This is a genomic window from Ruegeria sp. AB7 (genome assembly GCF_056542625.1).
Window position 1 is genome coordinate 541,941 of record NZ_JBQGAC010000002.1, and the last position, 17,761, is coordinate 559,701.

Consider the following 17,761-nt stretch of genomic DNA (forward strand, 5'->3'; position numbering starts at 1 on the left):
AATGTGTTGCTTTTGGGTGCGGCTCTTCTTTGCCTACTGTGCTGGTGAATTGGGTTGTAGGGTCTCAAGGTGTCAAAGTTTTCAAACCTGCTGTTCGCGCTTTCTATTTTTCTATTTAATTCAACACCTTTGCTTGCCGCGCCGACTGCAGATTCAATTGTTGGAGACACTGTTAACAACCCTGTGACTGGTCTGGATACGACAGTCACCGCACTGATCGTGGATCCCGCTTCAACACCTACCGCCGGGACGACGGCTTTTGTTGAGACGGCGGATGGCTATGTGTTTCTCGTCAAAGATGCCGGCGATACAATTTACAACTCCGACAATCCCCCACTGGCATTTGAGATTGTATCCATAACGGGAACAACGGCTCAGATCAGTAATTCTGGTGCGACCGGAACGGCCAGCTTGTCCACTCAGCTGACCCTGTCTCAGTACAACAGCAACTTCAACAGTTCGGGTACTCCTGGCTCTGTCACCCCGCCGGTGAACGTCTCCGGACCTAACGGTGTGAGCCAGGTCGTTTACGGGCGAGATGGCAGCAATGGGCGCGATGGTGCGCTTGTTGTTCCACCAAGTTCAGGTGGAAACGGTGCCGATGGCCCAACCCAGACACAAACCCTGAGCGGGAATGTCAACGCAACCAGCAATGTCGGTTGGCAAGTGGGTAGCGTTGGCGGTGACGGTGGTCAGGGCGGCGACTCGTATCTGAGCTTTTGGGACGGGCGCGATGGCGGCGACGGCGGGGAAGGCGGCACGGTAAACGCAACACAATCCTCCAGCAGCACGATCCAGACATCGGGCGACGGCTATGACGGTATATTTGCCTTCAGCCGCAGCGGCGAGGCTGGTGATGGTGGCAGCGGCTTCGCGGCTCCGGGTGGGGGCACCGGTGGCCACTCGGCAGATGGTGGCGACGTAACCGTTACGCAGCGGGGTGACATTTCTACGTCCGGCGACTCGGCTGATGGCATCTATGCGCTGAGCGTTTCGAACAACGGCGGTAATGGTGGCTCACAATGGGGGCTGGTTGGCTCGTCCGGTAACGGAGGCTATGGTGGTAGCGGTGGCACCGTAACGGTAAACACGACCTCAAGCGGTAGCATCTTGACGACCGGCGACTATGCGAACGGGATTTACGCCCAATCCATCGGCGGTTCGGGGGGGTCAGCGGGGACAAGTGGCAACTTGTTGGTTTCGCTCATTGGCGGGGCCGATAATGGCGGAAATGGAGGCAGGGTTAACGTCTCGCATGGTGGCGCGATTGAAACACAAGGTGATTTCGCGCGCGGTATTGTTGCCCAGTCCATCGGCGGCGGCGGTGGTTCGGGCGGAACTGCAGGCGGCCTGGTATCCCTTTCTCTTGGTGGTGTGGGCTCGAACGGCGGTAGCGGGGACGCGGTGAATGTCACTGTGCAAGGTTCGGGAAGCATCCTGACTTTGGGCATTGGGGCTGACGGTGTCATGGCGCAATCCATCGGCGGCAGCGGCGGAACCGGTGCAAACTCCTATGGGCTTGTTGCGATTGGTGGCACAGGATCTCGGGGCGGAACGGGCGCTGCAGTGAGCGTCAGCAACTACGGGCGTATTGTAACCGAAGACGACAACGCCCGCGGGATTATTGCGCAATCCATCGGCGGCGGTGGCGGTGATGGTGGCTCGTCCGGTGGAATGGTCTCGGTCGGTGGCAATGGCAGCGGCGGTGGCAGCGGGTCCACTGTGACGATCGTGAATGACGGGATCATCACCACTTCGGGTGATGATGCGATGGGTATTCTGGCCCAGTCGATTGGTGGCGGTGGCGGCAATGGTGGTTCGTCTGGTTCGGTAGGTGCGTTTGTCGGGGTAGCCATCGGTGGTGATGGCGGGGCCGGAGGGACCGGTGGCAATGTCAACGTAACCTTATCCAACACCGATGGCAGCCAGCCATCGGCTATCCGGACTTCGGGCGCGCGCTCGGCAGGTGTATTTGCACAATCTGTCGGCGGCGGTGGTGGCAACGGTGGCGGAGCGGTCTCGGTTGCGGTTGGCGCATTTGGCGCGGCATCGGTCTCGGTTGGTGGGTCCGCTGGCAATGGTGGCAACGGTGGGACGGTCACACTTAGCGGCAGCGGTTCAGCTTCGGTGCAGACCGGAGGCGACGACTCGGTTGGGGTGATGCTGCAATCTGTTGGCGGTGGCGGCGGCAATGGTGGCTATGCGGTATCTGTCGCAGCCTCTGGAGGTCCAGTATCGGGTTCGCTGGCTGTTGGGGTTGGCGGTGACGGAGGTACGGGCGGCACGGGTGGTCCAGTCACGGTTGGCCAGTTCGATGGTAGTGGCGTCGCAACAGCAGCTGGGTTTGAAGGCACTGTCGTCACGACCGGAAACCGATCGACAGGCATGCTGTTCCAGTCCGTCGGCGGGGGTGGTGGCAATGGTGGTTTGGCGGTCGCTGCGACCGGTGGCGCCTCGGCTCTGTTTTCGGGCAACGTATCAGTTGGAATTGGCGGCAAGGCCGGCAGTGCGGGCAATGGTGGACTTGTTCAGGTCTATACCAATGCTGACGTGACCACGACTGGCACAAGCTCCAGCGCGATTATCGCGCAATCCGTGGGCGGCGGTGGCGGTAATGGTGGTGGAAGCATCGCGGCCGGTATCAGCGCAAGCGGAGGCGCTGCGGTCGGGATCAACGTTGGTGTCGGCGGAGATGGTGGTGGTGCCGGTATCGGTGGCAATGTCACTTTGCGTGCTGGTGGGACCTCGATCGAAACCAGCGGTGCATTCTCCAGCGGTGTCGTTGCGCAATCTGTTGGCGGCGGCGGTGGTAATGGTGGTTATGCCATCGGTGCCAGCGCCGATATTGCGGGCGGCGCTGCCGGGTCCATCAGTGTAGGCCTCGGCGGTAAAGCTGGCGGTGGAGGTGCGGGCGGTACAGTGACGGCCCAAGTTGATGCGGATGTCACAACCCGTGGGGACGATGCCGGTGCGGTCGTGGTGCAATCCATCGGCGGTGGCGGTGGCAATGGCGGTTTCAGCGTCGCTGCTGGCTTGGCGGCCGGCGGTGGCGGTGCCGGAACGATTGGAGTCGGACTTGGCGGCGACGGAGGCAGCGGCGGCATAGGCGGTACGGTAACCGGCGTGCGCGTCAACGGCGAGGTTCGGACCGAAGGTGCACGCTCGACGGCTGTCGTTATTCAATCCATCGGCGGTGGCGGTGGTAATGGTGGTTTCAATGTCACTGCCGGTGTGGCAGCGGCAGGAGCCGGTGCTGGGTCAATTGGCGTCGGGCTCGGCGGCAACGGCGATACAGGCGGCAATGGCGGCGTGGTTGAAGGCCAGGTTGCTGGAAACGTCACAACAGTGTCCGAAGGCTCAGGCGGCGTAGTTTTCCAATCCATCGGCGGCGGTGGTGGCAATGGTGGCTTCAACGTGACGGCCGGTGTTGCTGGTGCGGGGGCAGGTGGCGGTGCCGTCACCGTAGGCCTTGGTGGCGACGGCTCAGGAGGTGGAATCGGTCAATCGGTGACAGGTCGAGTCACAGGCACCGTAAGCACCGGTGGCGCGGACTCTACTGCCGTTCTGGCACAGTCCGTTGGCGGAGGCGGTGGCAATGGTGCTTTTAATGTTAGCGCGTCACTTGCAGGGGCTGGGGTTGCGAGCGGTGCAGTTTCAGTTGGCCTTGGCGGCGACGCAGGTACGGGCTCGACGGGTGGCACAGTCAATCTGACGACTACAAATACGATTGTAACTGTCGGGGACCGTTCTTCAGGCGTCGTCGCCCAATCCATCGGCGGTGGTGGCGGCAATGGTGGGTTTAATATCTCGGGGACTGGGGCCGGTGCAGGTACTGCAAGCGGTGCGGTCAGTGTCGGGCTTGGTGGAACGGGCGCAGGTGGCGGTAATGGCGGGTCGGTTACGCTAAGATCCAGTGGGACAATTCTGACGCAAGGCGACTCGGCGACGGCCTTCCTCGCGCAGTCCATCGGCGGTGGCGGAGGTAACGGCGGGTTTAACGTCAGCGCATCGGTTCAGGGATCGGGCACTGCAGGGGCTGGCGTCTCGGTCGGATTGGGTGGCAACGGCGGCGGTGGCGGCGATGGCAGCACGGTCGATGCCACATCGAATAATGCGGTTGAAACGCAGGGGGATCAGTCCTCGGGCGTCGTAGCGCAATCCATCGGTGGCGGAGGCGGAAATGGTGGGTTCAACGTAGCCCCGGTTCTGTCGGGCGCAGGTACAGCCAGTGGTGCGGTGAGTGTAGGACTGGGTGGTTCAGGTGATACCGGCGGCAATGGCGGCATTGTCACGCTGACTTCGAATGGCACCATCCTGACGGATGGCTTCGCCTCAAGTGGGTTTGTTGCGCAGTCGCTTGGCGGTGGCGGTGGTAACGGCGGGTTCAATGTCTCGCCCACCGTGTCCGGGGCTGGAACGGGTGCGGGATCAGTTTCGGTTGGTCTGGGCGGCTCAGGGTCCGCCGGGGGTGACGGCAGTTTGGTGGCGGCCAGCACAACAGCTAACGTGGTAACCCGAGGGGATGCTTCGGTGGGTATCCTCGCGCAGTCCGTTGGTGGCGGTGGTGGTAATGGTGGCTTCAATGTCTCACCGGCTTTGGCTGGGGCCGGCACCGGATCGGGCGCGATCAGCGTTGGCCTGGGTGGGTCCGGTGGCAGCGGCGGCACGGGGGGTGTTGTTGGCCTGACGGTTGCCAATAGTGTTCAAACCGAAGGTGCGCAGTCCAGCGCAGTTGTGGCGCAATCAATCGGCGGCGGCGGCGGCAATGGCGGGTTCAACGTTTCTGCTTCCGTCGGTGGCGCAGGTACGGGTTCTGGCGCTGCGGCAGTTGGCTTGGGCGGTCGTGGAACTGGCGGCGGTGACGCCTCGGCGGTCACGGCGAATGTAACCGGGAATCTGATCACGCAAGGTGAAACCTCCAGCGGTCTCTTGGCACAATCTGTCGGCGGTGGCGGCGGTAATGGTGGCATGAACGTCTCGGTTGCAGTGGCCGCGGCGGGCACCGGCTCGGGTGGGGCATCCGTGGGTCTTGGTGGGGCGTCCGGTACCGGCGGCAACGGAGGCACAGTTGAAGCCACATTGAACGGAAACGTCTCGACACAAGGCGATGAATCCGGCGGGGTGATCGTGCAAAGCCTTGGCGGCGGTGGGGGCAATGGAGGCATGAATGTTTCCGCCACAGTCACTGTCGCAGGAACCGGCAGCGGTGGTGCGTCTGTTGGTCTTGGTGGCAGCGGTGGCGACGGGGGCGACGCGGATACTGCCGAAGGCACGATCGTTGGCAATGTTACCACTACCGGTGACAATTCTGGCGGCGTCTTGGTGCAATCTGCTGCGGGTGGCGGTGGCAATGGTGGGCTGAATGTATCAGCCGCCGTGAACATCTCGGGCACCGGAGGCGGCGCCGTTGGGGTTGGCATCGGTGGCTCGGGTGGAGATGGCGGTGCTGCGAGCTCGGCGACGGGGTCGGTCACCGGCGATGTCACTACAAGTGGTGAGAACGCGACGGGCGTTCTGGTCCAATCCGTTGGCGGCGGCGGCGGTAATGGCGGCGTCAACATCTCGGGCGCTCTGAGCATCGCACGCACTGGATCGGGTGCGGCAGGTATCGGCGTGGGCGGCTTCGGCGGCAGTGGCGGGACCAGCGGGGTAGTCGACAACACGTTCTCGGGCAATGTGAGCACCTCGGGTCCGCGGTCGGCAGGTATTATCGCACAAAGCCTTGGCGGAGGTGGCGGCAATGGCGCCACAAACATTTCCGGGGCCATTTCTTTAGCCAGCAACTATTCCGGCGGTTTGGGGATCGGCGTCGGCGGCTTTGGCGGGGACGGTGGTGCGGCAGATAACGTCACGCAGCGGGTCACCGGAGATGTCATGACAACCGGTGATGACTCGGTCGGCATTCTGACGCAAAGCCTCGGCGGCGGTGGTGGCAACGGCGGCACCAACATCTCGGCAGCGCTGTCTCTGTCCCGATCAGCCAATGCGGCGGTCGGCATCGGTGTGGGCGGTTTTGGCGGCGGCGGCGCTGATGCCGGAGCGTTGGTGCAATCGACAATCACCGGTGGAGTAACCACAACAGGTGATCGCAGCACCGGGATCCTGACACAGAGCCTTGGCGGCGGTGGTGGCAACGGCGGCACTAATATCTCGGCCTCGTTGGGTATCAGCCAGGAAAATGGCGGCTCGGTCAGTCTGGGCGTTGGCGGCTTCGGTGGCGGGGCGGGTAACGCTGGTGAAGTGAACAGCACATTGCGCTCAAGAACGGACAGCAGTGGCACAACTTCGGTGGTAACCACTGGCGTAGACAGTATTGGTGTCATGGCCCAGTCGGTCGGCGGCGGCGGCGGTAACGGCGGTCTGAACGTTTCTGGCGCTGTCAATCTCACCGGCAAATCCGGTGCAGCGGTTGCCCTGGGACTTGGTGGCTTTGGTGGCGGTGGTGGCAATGCCGATGCGGTCACGTTGGATGTTCAAAGCGATGTAGTGACGGCGGGTGACGGATCGCATGGTCTGTTTGCGCAAAGCCTTGGTGGCGGTGGCGGCACCGGGGGCGTGAATATTTCGGGCACTCTGGCGCTGACCAAACCATCGGGGTCGGACACGATCTTTTCGGTTTCAGCGGGTGTTGGCGGCTTTGGCGGGGCTGGCGGTGACGCAAGTGACGTCGATCTGGACTATACCGGCAATGTGCAGGCCGTTCCGATGGTCGAGCAATCGGATGGCACTTTCGCTGTTGATGAAAGCAAAGGGGCCAGTGGCATCATTGCTCAGTCGCTTGGCGGCGGCGGCGGTGACGGTGGTACGAACGTCTCGGGCGGCCTCGCGATCAGCGGCAAACCCGGCGCAGGCCAGACAGATAGCAGCAAATCCTACGCGGTTGTCGTGGGCGTCGGGGGCTTTGGTGGCGGCGGTGGAGACGCCGGAAATGTCGATGTGAACATTGGCGCAGGCAGTACGATCACAGCTCACGGCACTGGCCAATCCGGCCTGCTGGCCCAATCCGTTGGCGGCGGCGGTGGCAACGGTGGTCTGAACGTGTCAGGCGGGATCGTATCCGACAGCTCTCTGATCGTGGGCGTCGGTGGTTTCGCAGGCGATGGCGGTCAGGCCGGAGACGTCACGGTCACCTCGCAAGCGGATATTACGGTTACAACGAACCCGGACGATATATCGATCCCCAACACAACGACGTTCGAAGACAAACTGCGTGATTTCCTGGGCGACTCGATCGTAGATGAGACCGAGGAATTGGCGTCGAACTTCGGGTTGGAACGCCTGTTCATCGACATGGGTGTCTTCAACGAAGAAAAGCCGGATACTGACGGTTCGGCGGGTCTACTGGCGCAGTCCATCGGCGGCGGCGGCGGCAATGGCGGTCTGAATGTCTCGGGTGGAATCGCGCTCAGCAAAGATGGCAAGATCCCTTCGGTTACGTTTGGCGTCGGAGGCTTTGGCGGTGACGGCAATGTCTCGGGCAATGTGGGCGTCAATCACGCGGGAACTGTGTCAGTCGCCGGCAACTGGAAACATGGAGTTTTGGCCCAGTCGATCGCAGGCGGCGGTGGCAACGGTGCATTGAATGTGACCGGGCAGCTGAACTATGGCGACTCCAACAACTCGGACGGCAAAACGGATCTGAGCATTGTGGGCGGCCTTGGCGGCCACGGAGGTACTGGTGCGGATGCGGGTGACGTGTCGGTCACTCAGACCGGCAACATCGCAACAAATGGCTATCACGCGCGTGGAATCTTTGCCCAGAGCATCGGCGGCGGCGGTGGTACCGGCGGCATTAATGCGACCTTTGTTGGTACCAAGGACAGCTCACCTATCGCGATGGGGATCGGCGGCTTTGGCGGCGGTGGCGGCGATGCGGGTGACGTGACCGTCGCGCGTGGCACAGCGGCCCTTGCTGCGGGGACAATCACGACCGATGGCGTTGGATCGCACGGTATCGAGGCGTCGAGCATTGGCGGCGGCGGCGGCGATGCGGGGATCAACGCAGTTGTGGGTATCAGCAAGACCACCGGCAACCAAAGCAACGGCGGCACAGGCGATTCATCCGATCGTAAGACACCGACCAATACCGGCGTCGATGACTCGGTCATCGCCAACTACAACGCGGTTTTGGATGAGCTTGAAGGCAAGGTGAACCCTGCAGATTCCTCTGGCAATAAAACCGGTGTGTCAGCGGTGGTTGCCATCGGTGGCGATGCAGGTACGGCAGGGGACGGTGGCGAGGTCGATGTTGATCACTATGGTGATATCGTCACCTTGCAAGATGGCAGCCACGGTGTGTTTGGGCAATCCATCGGCGGTGGCGGCGGCAACGCCGCCTTGAACCTCGGCATGACCTATGAGCTTGCCTCCGACGCGACCAACAAAGGCTTTGGCTTGGCTATTGGCGGCGGCACGGGTGAGGGCGGCATCGGTGGTTCGGTGGATGTGCGCAATACAGGCGACATCGCGACCTCGGGCGCAGATTCCCATGGTCTGTTTGCGCAGTCCGTTGGCGGCGGCGGCGGCAATGCTGGCTACAATTCGGCATCGACTTCGGTTGATGGCGGCAATGTAAACATCCAGATCGGCCGCACGGGTGGAACCGGGGGCAGCGGCGGGGACGTCTATGCCAGCTCGAACGGCGCGATCAGCACGACGGGCAACCGGTCTTATGGCTTCTTTGCACAGTCCATCGGCAATGGCGGGGGTAACTCGTCATCAACTTCGGTCAGCATCGGCACCCCGAAATCCGGCGACAGCAAAGGCAACAAAGCCAGCCTGTCAGTCGGGCTTGAAGGCGGTACGGGTGGCGCAGCAGGCGATGTGACTTCTGTGGTGGCGGGCACTGTTGTCACGCAGGGCGATGACGCACATGGCGTATTTGCGCAGTCAGTTGGCGGCGGCGGCGGCAATGGTGGCAAGGCCAGCAACTCGGCTGGCAAGGGCACTTCAATTGCCTTGTCCATCGGTGGCACTGGTGGCACCGGAGGCGTTGGTGGCACGGTGGACGTGACCAACACTGCCCAGATCGCAACGTTCGGAGATCGTTCGATTGGGCTGATGGCGCAATCCATCGGTGGCGCAGGCGGAACTGGCGGCATGGTACAGGCCGGACAATCGAACCTCGATACCATCAAAGCTGTGGTCAACCCGTCCACAGTCGGCACCACAGCATCGATCAACATAGGCGGTACAGGTGGGGACGGTATGACCTCGGACATCGTGACCGTTGTGAGCGACGGAATAATCAGCACAGCAGGCACCATGGCCCATGGTATCTTTGCGCAGTCCGTCGGAGGCGGCGGCGGCATGGGTGGTGTCGTGGAAAACCGCATCATCAGCCTTCGTAAAGAGATTGGAAACACCGCGACCTTGTCCATCGGCGGCAACGGCGGCTCGGGTGCGATGTCGGCGGCGGTATCTGTGACCAACCGGGACGTGATCCTAACCACGGGCGACAAGTCGGTGGGTATCTACGCGCAATCGGTCGGCGGTGGCGGTGGTGATGCACAGCAAGTTCGAAACATTATTCTGGGCCGGTCCTCGGAGGGGTCTACGACAAACGCGATCCTTATTGGTGGCACCGGCGGCACCGGTGGTTCTGGCAGTACAACCACTGTTGTGAACGAAGCCGATGGTACGATCGTGACCAGCGGAGCCGAAAGCCACGGTATCTTCGCGCAGTCTGTCGGCGGTGGCGGCGGCAATGGCGGATCGACAATCTCGGTTGATGGTCGCTATGGCGGGGCCGAGGCGAGCACTCGGCGGGCGTTGCAGTTTGGCCTGGGTGGCTCGGGTGGTTCCGGTGGAACCGGAGGCAACGTGGCCGTCACAAATGCGGGTACGATCCTCACCATTGGTGCAGGTGCGCATGGCATCTTTGCTCAATCCGTTGGTGGCGGCGGCGGCAATGGTGGGAGTTCGATTACTGGGACGATGCGGCTTAAGACTGGGGACAATAGCTCTCCGACCGCGCAGTTGAACATCGGTGGTTCGGGTGGCAGTGGGAATGCTGCCGGAAACGCGGTTGTCACCAATACCGGCGACATCCGCGTTGATGGCGAAGGGGCCTACGGTATCTTCGCGCAATCCGTTGGTGGCGGTGGTGGCAATGGTGGATTGGCCGTTGCGATGCATGTGAACGACCTCAAAAACACAATGACCGGCAAGTCATACTCGAAGATCGCCATTGGCGGTTCTGGTGGTGACGGGGCGGATGGTGGAGATGTCACGGTCAACCATACCGGTACGATTGTCGTGAACGCTGAAAACGGGTTCGGTATCTATGCCCAATCCGTAGGTGGCGGCGGCGGTAATGCGGGATATTCGGTATCGTCGCCCTTGGTCTCGGCGCTGGACTACACGATCTCTCATGTGTTGGGCGCGCGAGAAGGGACCACCGGCTCGGTGGGAACTGCGACTGTCAATTCAACCGGAGACATTCTGGTGAATGGTGCAGGCAGCGAGGCCATCTTCGCCCAATCCGTCAATGGTGGCGGCGGCAACTCCGAAACATCGGTCGACTTTATGACTGCGACGGCAAGCGCGGGTGGAACCGGCACTGTTTATATCAGTGACATCTCGTTGGGCGGTGATGATGTTTCGGGCACGGCGGGCAGCCAGGTTGCCCAGTCGCACGTCGGTAACATAGCGACCACCAGCGACCGCTCGACAGGTCTGATGCTGCAGAGTGTTGGCGGCGGTGGTGGCACATCGGCCAACAACATCAGCCTTCAGGATGGCGACGGTATCGAGATTGATGCGCGCCTGGGCGCGATTGATACGAATGATGCAGCAGGTGGCGATGTGTTCGGCAGCCGGACGGGCGATGTCGGCACAGATGGTGCGTTTTCCTCGGCAGGTACGGCGCAATCTATTGGCGGCGGCGGCGGTAAGCTGGTGCTCAACAGCACGGGCACGGCTGATACCAACAGGTTTGCTTCGGTAATCCTGGGGTCCGATCCAAGCTTCCGCAACAGCGGCGGTGATATCGATCTTGATCTGAATGGAGATGTCTTCACCAGCGGTGACCGGTCCTTTGGCCAAAGCGTTCAAAGCATCGGCGCGGGCGGTGGTGAAGCTGTCGTTGCTGGTCTTGGAGGCGTCGATGTGACCCTCGGGGCGCAGGACGATTCAACTGGAGATGGCGGCAACGTCGATTTCACCAATACCGGTGACGTAAACACAAGTGGTACCGGATCGCATGCGTTCGTGATCCAGAGCATCGGCGGCGGCGGTGGTCTTGTCACGACAGACCTGGACCCCAGCCAGGTGACCGTAAATCTGTCAGCTGCAAATGGCGGGGACGGCGGGGACATTCTGTTCTCGCAAACTGGTAACACGGTCACCAGCGGAGAGAACGCGATCGGTGTTGCAGCGCAATCGCTGGGTGGCGGTGGCGGCATCGTCGACTCCATATTCCGGGGTGCCGCAGGTGGCGCCGGGTCGGGCGGTGCTATCGACATGACCCTGACCGGCAATGTGATGTCGGTCGGCGACGGTGGCATTGGTGTCTTTGCACAATCCGAAGGCCGTGACGGTGCAGACGCCATTATGCTTGGGTTCGATGGTGTTGTCATGGGCGGCACCGGGCAAGCGAACTCGGTTGCCTCGATCATTGTCGAAGGAGGTACCGACAACACGCTGACCCTATCAGAAGACACGGTGCTGATCGCGGGCAATAACCAACTGGTGAACGGCGGCGATGGCAATGAACAAATCACGCTGTCCGGACGCGCGCTTGGGAACCTGAACCTTGGTGACGGGACGAATGGCCTGACCGTGGAAGATGGTGCAACCTTCTATGCATTGGATACCGTGAATCTGGGCGACGCCGGGCTCATGCAGGTGGATGGCAACTTGGTTCTGGGCGCAAATTGGGGCGTCGACGGAGGCCTGACGGCTGCTGTTCAAGCGGATGATTTTTCCTTCACCGAAAATGTCAGCCAGACCACGAACGTGACCGGAAGTCTGGCCTTTGGCGGCACTGCGACTTCAACGTTCGACGTGTATTTCCGAACCACTGGCATATCGGGTGGAGACAGCGATCTGATCAATGTCACCGGGGATGCCACCATTGGTGGTACATTGGTGCCGCGGTTGAACACGCTCGAACGTGCATTGCCGCTTGTCATCATCAATCCCGATGGAACGGCCGCAGATGCTGGCACGACCATCCAGGACACTGTGGTTCTTGATTACTCCATTGGTTTGAACGGGGCGACGTCGGACGGCAGTTCGATCGATCTGGTGATCACACCAGACTATTCGACGCCCAGGATGAACTCCAACCAGACCGCGATCGGTGACTATATCAATGATGTCCTGAACGGGCGGGGAACGTCCGAACAGGGCGAGCTTTTGGCGCTGATCGGGAACATGCAATCCGAGGCCGATGTGATCGCGGCCATTGAGAGCTTGTCGACAGCGGACTACGCCGCAGATGCGGTGGATGCGTATTTTGGCACGCGGGTATTCGCGGATACGCTGCAAAACTGCGAACGCTACACCAATTATCAAGCCGGGGATGATCCGCGTAACTGTATCTGGTTTACCGGCGGCCGCTATTTCTTCGACCGCGAGCAGACCGGGATTTACAACGATCTGAACGTCAATAACACCAATTGGTCGGCGGGTGTCCGTCTACCGGTGGGGGATGAGTTGTATGCAGGGTTTGCCCTGGGCTACGACCAGATCAGCCTGCAGAACGGATCGCAATACAATGCATCCGGCGATCGGTTCAATCTGGGTGCATCGCTGACCAAATACACAGGCGCGTGGGAGTTTGCGGCCATGCTGTCGGCAGGTTGGTCAAACTACGATACAAGCCGTGCAGGTGGGATCCGGGGCGTTTTGCCCAATGGCACAATTGTGGACACCGTTGGTGTCAGCGAGATCAAGCACAAGATGAACCACCAGAACCTGCGGCTCAGCCTGGCGTATGATCAAAGACTTGGCGCTGGTGGAGCGTACCTGCGCCCCGAACTGGCCGTCGATGCGACGCGGTTGGCGACGGAAAGCAATGGCGATGCCACTTTGTCAGGTATCGTCTTGCAGGACGACAACGAGATGATCTATTCGCTGACGCCGTCGATTGAGATCGGGACCGAGCAGATACTTAGTGCCTCGCAGAAACTGCGTGCGAGCCTGCGCGCCGGTGCCATCCTCTCGTCTGACGACACGGTGTCGGTAACCGCTGGCTTCAGTGGGGCCAGCGCCGCCGATGGAGGGTTCGTGAATACCAGCTATATCGGTGACGCCCACGGCGTCGTGTCCGCGCGGTTGGGATTGTTTGCTTTGGATGACAGCAGCTTTATCAACCTGAGCCTGGACCATATGTTTGGAGACTCAACCGAAGCCCTGCAGGTTGGCATTGGCCTTGGGATACAATTCTAGTTTATGAGGAACAGCAGTATGAAAACTTGGATCTACGCTTTGGTGGCGTCGTTCGGTTTGACAACTCAACTTGGCGCACAGGAAAACGAAGCGCCATTGTGGTCGGTCAACTGCAGCAATCAGGTCAACGGAACTGAATTGATTTGTGAAATGACCCAGACCATTATCTTAACCGAGAACAATCAAAGGCTTGCCTCGATTGCGTTCGTCAAACCTGCCGGCAGAGAAGAGATCGAAGCGGTGCTGACACTGCCATTTGGCCTGCTGTTCTCTGAAGGGCTGATTGCTAAAGTGGATGATGCCGAGATCGCGCGGCTGGATTTTCTAACCTGCGAAGCACAGGGTTGTTTTGCCCGTTCTCCTGTTTCTCAGGACTGGATGTCAAAGATGCGCGCTGGCAATCTGTTGAGTATTGAAAGCGTAAACCGGGTCGGCGATCCGATTTCCTTTGGTTTCGATCTGGCGGGATTTAGCAGAATATCCGATATGCTGCCGTGATTGCCTGGCCTTCCTTCCAGAAGGCCGCGCAGGCCTTCTTGGTTAGCAACGCGTAGATGGGTCTGACCATAGCGTTCATTTTGTGATTGCGCTCGCAACGAGCGGAGGCTGCGGCGTAGGGCTATGTGATGGCTTTGGATTTCCGAGATGCGAGCGTTCGCGCCGACTAGTTCTCAGAGACACTCCCGGTCGGCGATGTCGAGGGTGCGGTCCAGAATCGCCAGCCCTGTCATCAGGTCGTCTTCACTGATGTTGAGCGGTGGGGTCAGGCGGATCACGTTCGAGAAGAAGGACAGGTAGAGGCCTTCGTTCATCGCAAAGCTCATCATCTCGCTCATGGGTCTGGCGTCTTCGCCTTTGGCGGCAAATGGCACCAGCGGTTCGCGGGTGTCGCGGTTCTTGACCAGTTCGATGCCGTTGAACATGCCCTTGCCGCGAATATCCCCGATCGAGGGGTGTTTCTTTGCCAGCTTGTGCAGCTCTGCGCGCATCTTTTCCCCCACCGCGGTGGCGTGGGCCAGCGTGCCTTCTTCCTGCATGGCTCGGATCGCGGCAATGCCAGATGCGCATGCCAGCGGATGGCCGGCATAAGTCAGGCCTCCGGGCAATGGGTAATCGCGCAGCCAGTCATGCAGCTCGGTACTGACGGACATGGTGCCAAGCGGCACGTAACCCGAGTTGATGCCCTTGGCCGAACAAATGATGTCCGGCTGAACACCCCAGTGATCGACGGCGAACCATTTTCCGGTCCGGCCAAACCCGGCCATGACCTCATCCGCGATCAGTAGGATGCCGTATTTTTCGCAGGTTGCCTTAATAGATTGCAGATATCCGTCGGGTGGCACGATGATCCCGTTTGTGCCGACAATAGGTTCCAGAATGACAGCGGCCACGGTGTTGGGGTTTTCATACATCAGGATTTCTTCCAGATGCGGCCCGCCTTGGGCGACCGGGCACTGGGCCGGGTCTTTGTGGCCTGTTGGTAACCGATAGACGTAAGGATCAAGCATCCGCACGATGCCCGGCATATCGGCGCGGGTCAGATGGTGGCGCGGGTCGCCGGTCAGCGATAGCGTGCCACCGGTTGCCCCGTGGTAGGAACGGTAGCGGGCAATGATCTTTGTCCGACCGGTGTAATGCCGCGCCAAACGGATCGCGGTTTCATTGGCGGCGGACCCTCCTGTTGTAAAAAAGGTTGATGAGATGTTGGCAGGTGTGATCTCGGTCATGATTGCCGCGAGTTCTGATCGAACATCCGAGCCCATGGCCGGGCCGATATAACAAAGCTTGTCCGCCTGATCCTTAATCGCTTGTACGATCTTGGGGTGCTGATGACCCATATTGGCGTTTACCAGTTGGGATTGGAAGTCGAGGTAGCGTTTGCCGTCGCTGTCCCAGAACCAACTGCCCTGAGCACCTGTTATGACGCGCGGGCGGCTGCCCTGCTTTGACCAGCTTTGCAGGTAATGGTCCGCGTGCATGTCTTTGACCCATTCGGGATCATGGGAGGGGTAGGCGTTGCTGAAGTCTTCCATAACAGGCCTCTTGGCGTGCGGGGTTGGGATCAATCGATGATGGTTACTGGCTGGCCCAAAGCGTCTGCATCAGGCCTGACGCCAAGGCCGGGGCCTTCGGGTGGGGCGATGCGACCGTTCCGGCGGCTAGGTGCATTCGGATCGAGACGCGGTTTGACATAGTGGGACAGATCGCATGTATTCATGATGCCGCGCGCTGGGGTTGAGGCCGCAAGATGCAGCGAGGCGGCCGTCGTAACATCGCTGCCCCAGGTATCCTCGATGCACATCTGCGTGCCAAGCGACAGGCAGAGATCGCGGATTTGACGCATCGTCGAAAGGCCGCCCATCTTCGACAGTTTCAGCGCAGCAGCATCCATGCAGCCAGCGCGGTGTCCTGCCAGAACCGAATGAATGTCACAGGCGCTTTCGTCCAGCTTCATCGGCAGACCAGTCGCGGCGCGGACCTGGGCGCATTCCTCAATCGTGGCGCAGGGTTGTTCCAGCATTATGTCCAGATGCGAGACAGCGCGGCCAACTCGTGTAGCGGTCAGCGTATCTGACCCGCAATTCCAGTCTCCATAAACCAACGGGCCATCACCTACAGCCTCGCGCACCTGAATCAAACGAGCAACGTCGGCTTCCCAGTTGTTATCCGCGCCCAGCTTCACCTGAAACTGTCGCATGCCCTGATCAAAGGCATCGCGCGCCATGTGCGCCATTTCATCCGGCGCGATACAGGTGATTGAGTGATACAGCGGTATATCCGCAACCGCCCGCCCACCCAGCAAAGCATAAAGCGGCAGGTCGGCTGTCTGCGCTGTCAGATCCCAGAGCGCTGTATCGATCGCTGACTTGGCGTAGCCATGCCCGATCAGATGCTTGTTGAGGCGCTCCATCAGGGCTTCGGGGCCAACGGGGTTAGCGCCGATAAGAACAGATGCCATTTCCTCAAGCGCCGGAACCACGCCCTTGGCATAGGCGGGTAAATAATGCGGGATCGGACAAACCTCTCCCCAGCCCGATGCGCCGGTGTCGGTATCCAGGCGGACGACCACTGAAACCGTCGTATCGCAGGTCTTGCCCTCGGCCATGTAATAGGTGTCATGCGAGGTCAGCGGGACTTCCCAGGCGGTGATGCGAGTAATCTTCATCAGGCGGTTTCCATCAGGCGCAGGATTCGTAGGTTGCGACAGGTGGGCCAAGGCTGTCAAAGTCCGGCGTCACCCCAAGCCCCGGAGTATCTGTGGCATAGAGTTTACCGTCCCTTACTGTGGGGCCGCCAATCCCGGTGTTACGGGTGTTGTAGTTCATCAGATCGGTTGAATTGATCAGCATCTCTTGGGGTGTTGAGGCCGCAAAATGGGCAACTACGGCGGTGGTGATCTGACCGCCCCATGTGTCCTCGGAGACAACCGGAATACCGTGATCAATCAGGAAATCGCGCACCCGGCGGGCTTTGGACAGGCCGCCCAGGTTAGAAATCTTCAAGCAACAAATTTCGGCACCCCGATCGTTCACGATGCGTCGGGCCATTTCAATCCCGGTGACGCATTCATCCAGTTTCATTGGTTGCTCGGCTACGCGGCGCACCTGCTGGCACTCGTGGTAACTGTGGCAGGGTTGTTCGAGGATAAAATCCAGATCGCGGGTTGCGCGGGCCACACGGATGGCGTTGTCAACGCGCCAACCCTGATTGGCATCTGCCATAGCCTTTTCACCGGGTTTCAGCAGGGGCACGCCTTCGCGGATACGGTCGATATCGGTCACCCAGTCGCCACCTACCTTGATCTGGAACTGCCGGTATCCCGCTGCCCGGTGCTGCTCCATCTCGGCAATGGTCTCTGCCAAGACAGGTTTCTGCGGTACAACCCGGTACATCGGTGCACCATCGGTGAGTTTGCCACCCATCAGCATCCAGACAGATTGTCCGGTGGACTGCCCCAGAATATCCCAACACGCTGCATCAAAGGGCGCTTTGGCATAGCCGTGGCCTTGTACCATGTTATCCATCAGCCGTTCGATCTTGGACAGCTGGCGGGGGTCCTCACCCAGCAAATGCGGGGCGGCAAGGCGGGCAAAGGCCTCGACCCCTTCGGAATGGGCGATCATGTAGTTCTCGCCGCAAGGGGCAAACTCGCCGCAGCCCTGCAGCCCTGCATCCGTGTCGATCACCACTACCGAAGACATCGACGTTGTGATCGCGTTGCCCGCCCCCCAGCCGTATGAGCCGCCGATATATGGCAGGGGGGTCTTGAAAACTCGGATGCGCGTAATCTTCATGGTTTCACCACAGGGCTCCTGCGATGGCCGCCATGCGCTGAGGAGCAATCCCCGGCGCACTGACATTCAGA

Annotated in this window: 5 protein-coding genes; 2 read left to right on the top strand and 3 right to left on the bottom strand. The window is 60.4% G+C overall.

Going from position 1 to position 17,761, the window contains the following annotated elements:
* The first annotated feature begins 69 nt into the window (after positions 1–69).
* The gene (locus tag ACR0EN_RS08450) at positions 70–13,395 is read left to right on the top strand and encodes a hypothetical protein (RefSeq protein WP_480586192.1); all 13,326 of its coding nucleotides are present in this window, start codon (positions 70–72) and stop codon (positions 13,393–13,395) included.
* A gap of 18 nt (positions 13,396–13,413) precedes the next feature.
* Positions 13,414–13,893: an invasion associated locus B family protein gene (locus ACR0EN_RS08455; protein ID WP_480586194.1), complete on the top strand. Its 480-nt coding sequence runs from the start codon at positions 13,414–13,416 to the stop codon at positions 13,891–13,893.
* 173 nt (positions 13,894–14,066) lie between these two features.
* On the opposite strand, the gene ACR0EN_RS08460 is transcribed toward ACR0EN_RS08455, so the two are convergent.
* Genes ACR0EN_RS08460 through ACR0EN_RS08470 form a run of 3 tightly spaced genes read right to left on the bottom strand, consistent with a single transcriptional unit; the run spans position 14,067 to position 17,690 of the window.
* Entirely contained in the window at positions 14,067–15,428 is a 1,362-nt protein-coding gene (locus ACR0EN_RS08460; RefSeq protein ID WP_480586197.1) for an aminotransferase class III-fold pyridoxal phosphate-dependent enzyme, read from the bottom strand.
* A gap of 29 nt (positions 15,429–15,457) precedes the next feature.
* Positions 15,458–16,561 (bottom strand): mandelate racemase/muconate lactonizing enzyme family protein, encoded by a 1,104-nt coding sequence (locus tag ACR0EN_RS08465; protein WP_480586199.1) that lies wholly within the window; start codon positions 16,559–16,561, stop codon positions 15,458–15,460.
* Between the two features lie 13 nt (positions 16,562–16,574).
* Complete coding sequence (locus tag ACR0EN_RS08470; protein WP_170611746.1) at positions 16,575–17,690, bottom strand: mandelate racemase/muconate lactonizing enzyme family protein; 1,116 nt, start codon at positions 17,688–17,690, stop codon at positions 16,575–16,577.
* Between the last annotated feature and the right edge of the window lie 71 nt (positions 17,691–17,761).

What these genes read in the sequence shown, in the direction of transcription:
- ACR0EN_RS08455 (WP_480586194.1), top strand. Translation starts at nt 13,414, where the DNA reads ATGAAAACTTGGATCTACGCTTTGGTGGCGTCGTTCGGTTTGACAACT.
- ACR0EN_RS08465 (WP_480586199.1), bottom strand. Translation starts at nt 16,561, where the DNA reads ATGAAGATTACTCGCATCACCGCCTGGGAAGTCCCGCTGACCTCGCAT.
- ACR0EN_RS08470 (WP_170611746.1), bottom strand. Translation starts at nt 17,690, where the DNA reads ATGAAGATTACGCGCATCCGAGTTTTCAAGACCCCCCTGCCATATATC.
- ACR0EN_RS08460 (WP_480586197.1), bottom strand. Translation starts at nt 15,428, where the DNA reads ATGGAAGACTTCAGCAACGCCTACCCCTCCCATGATCCCGAATGGGTC.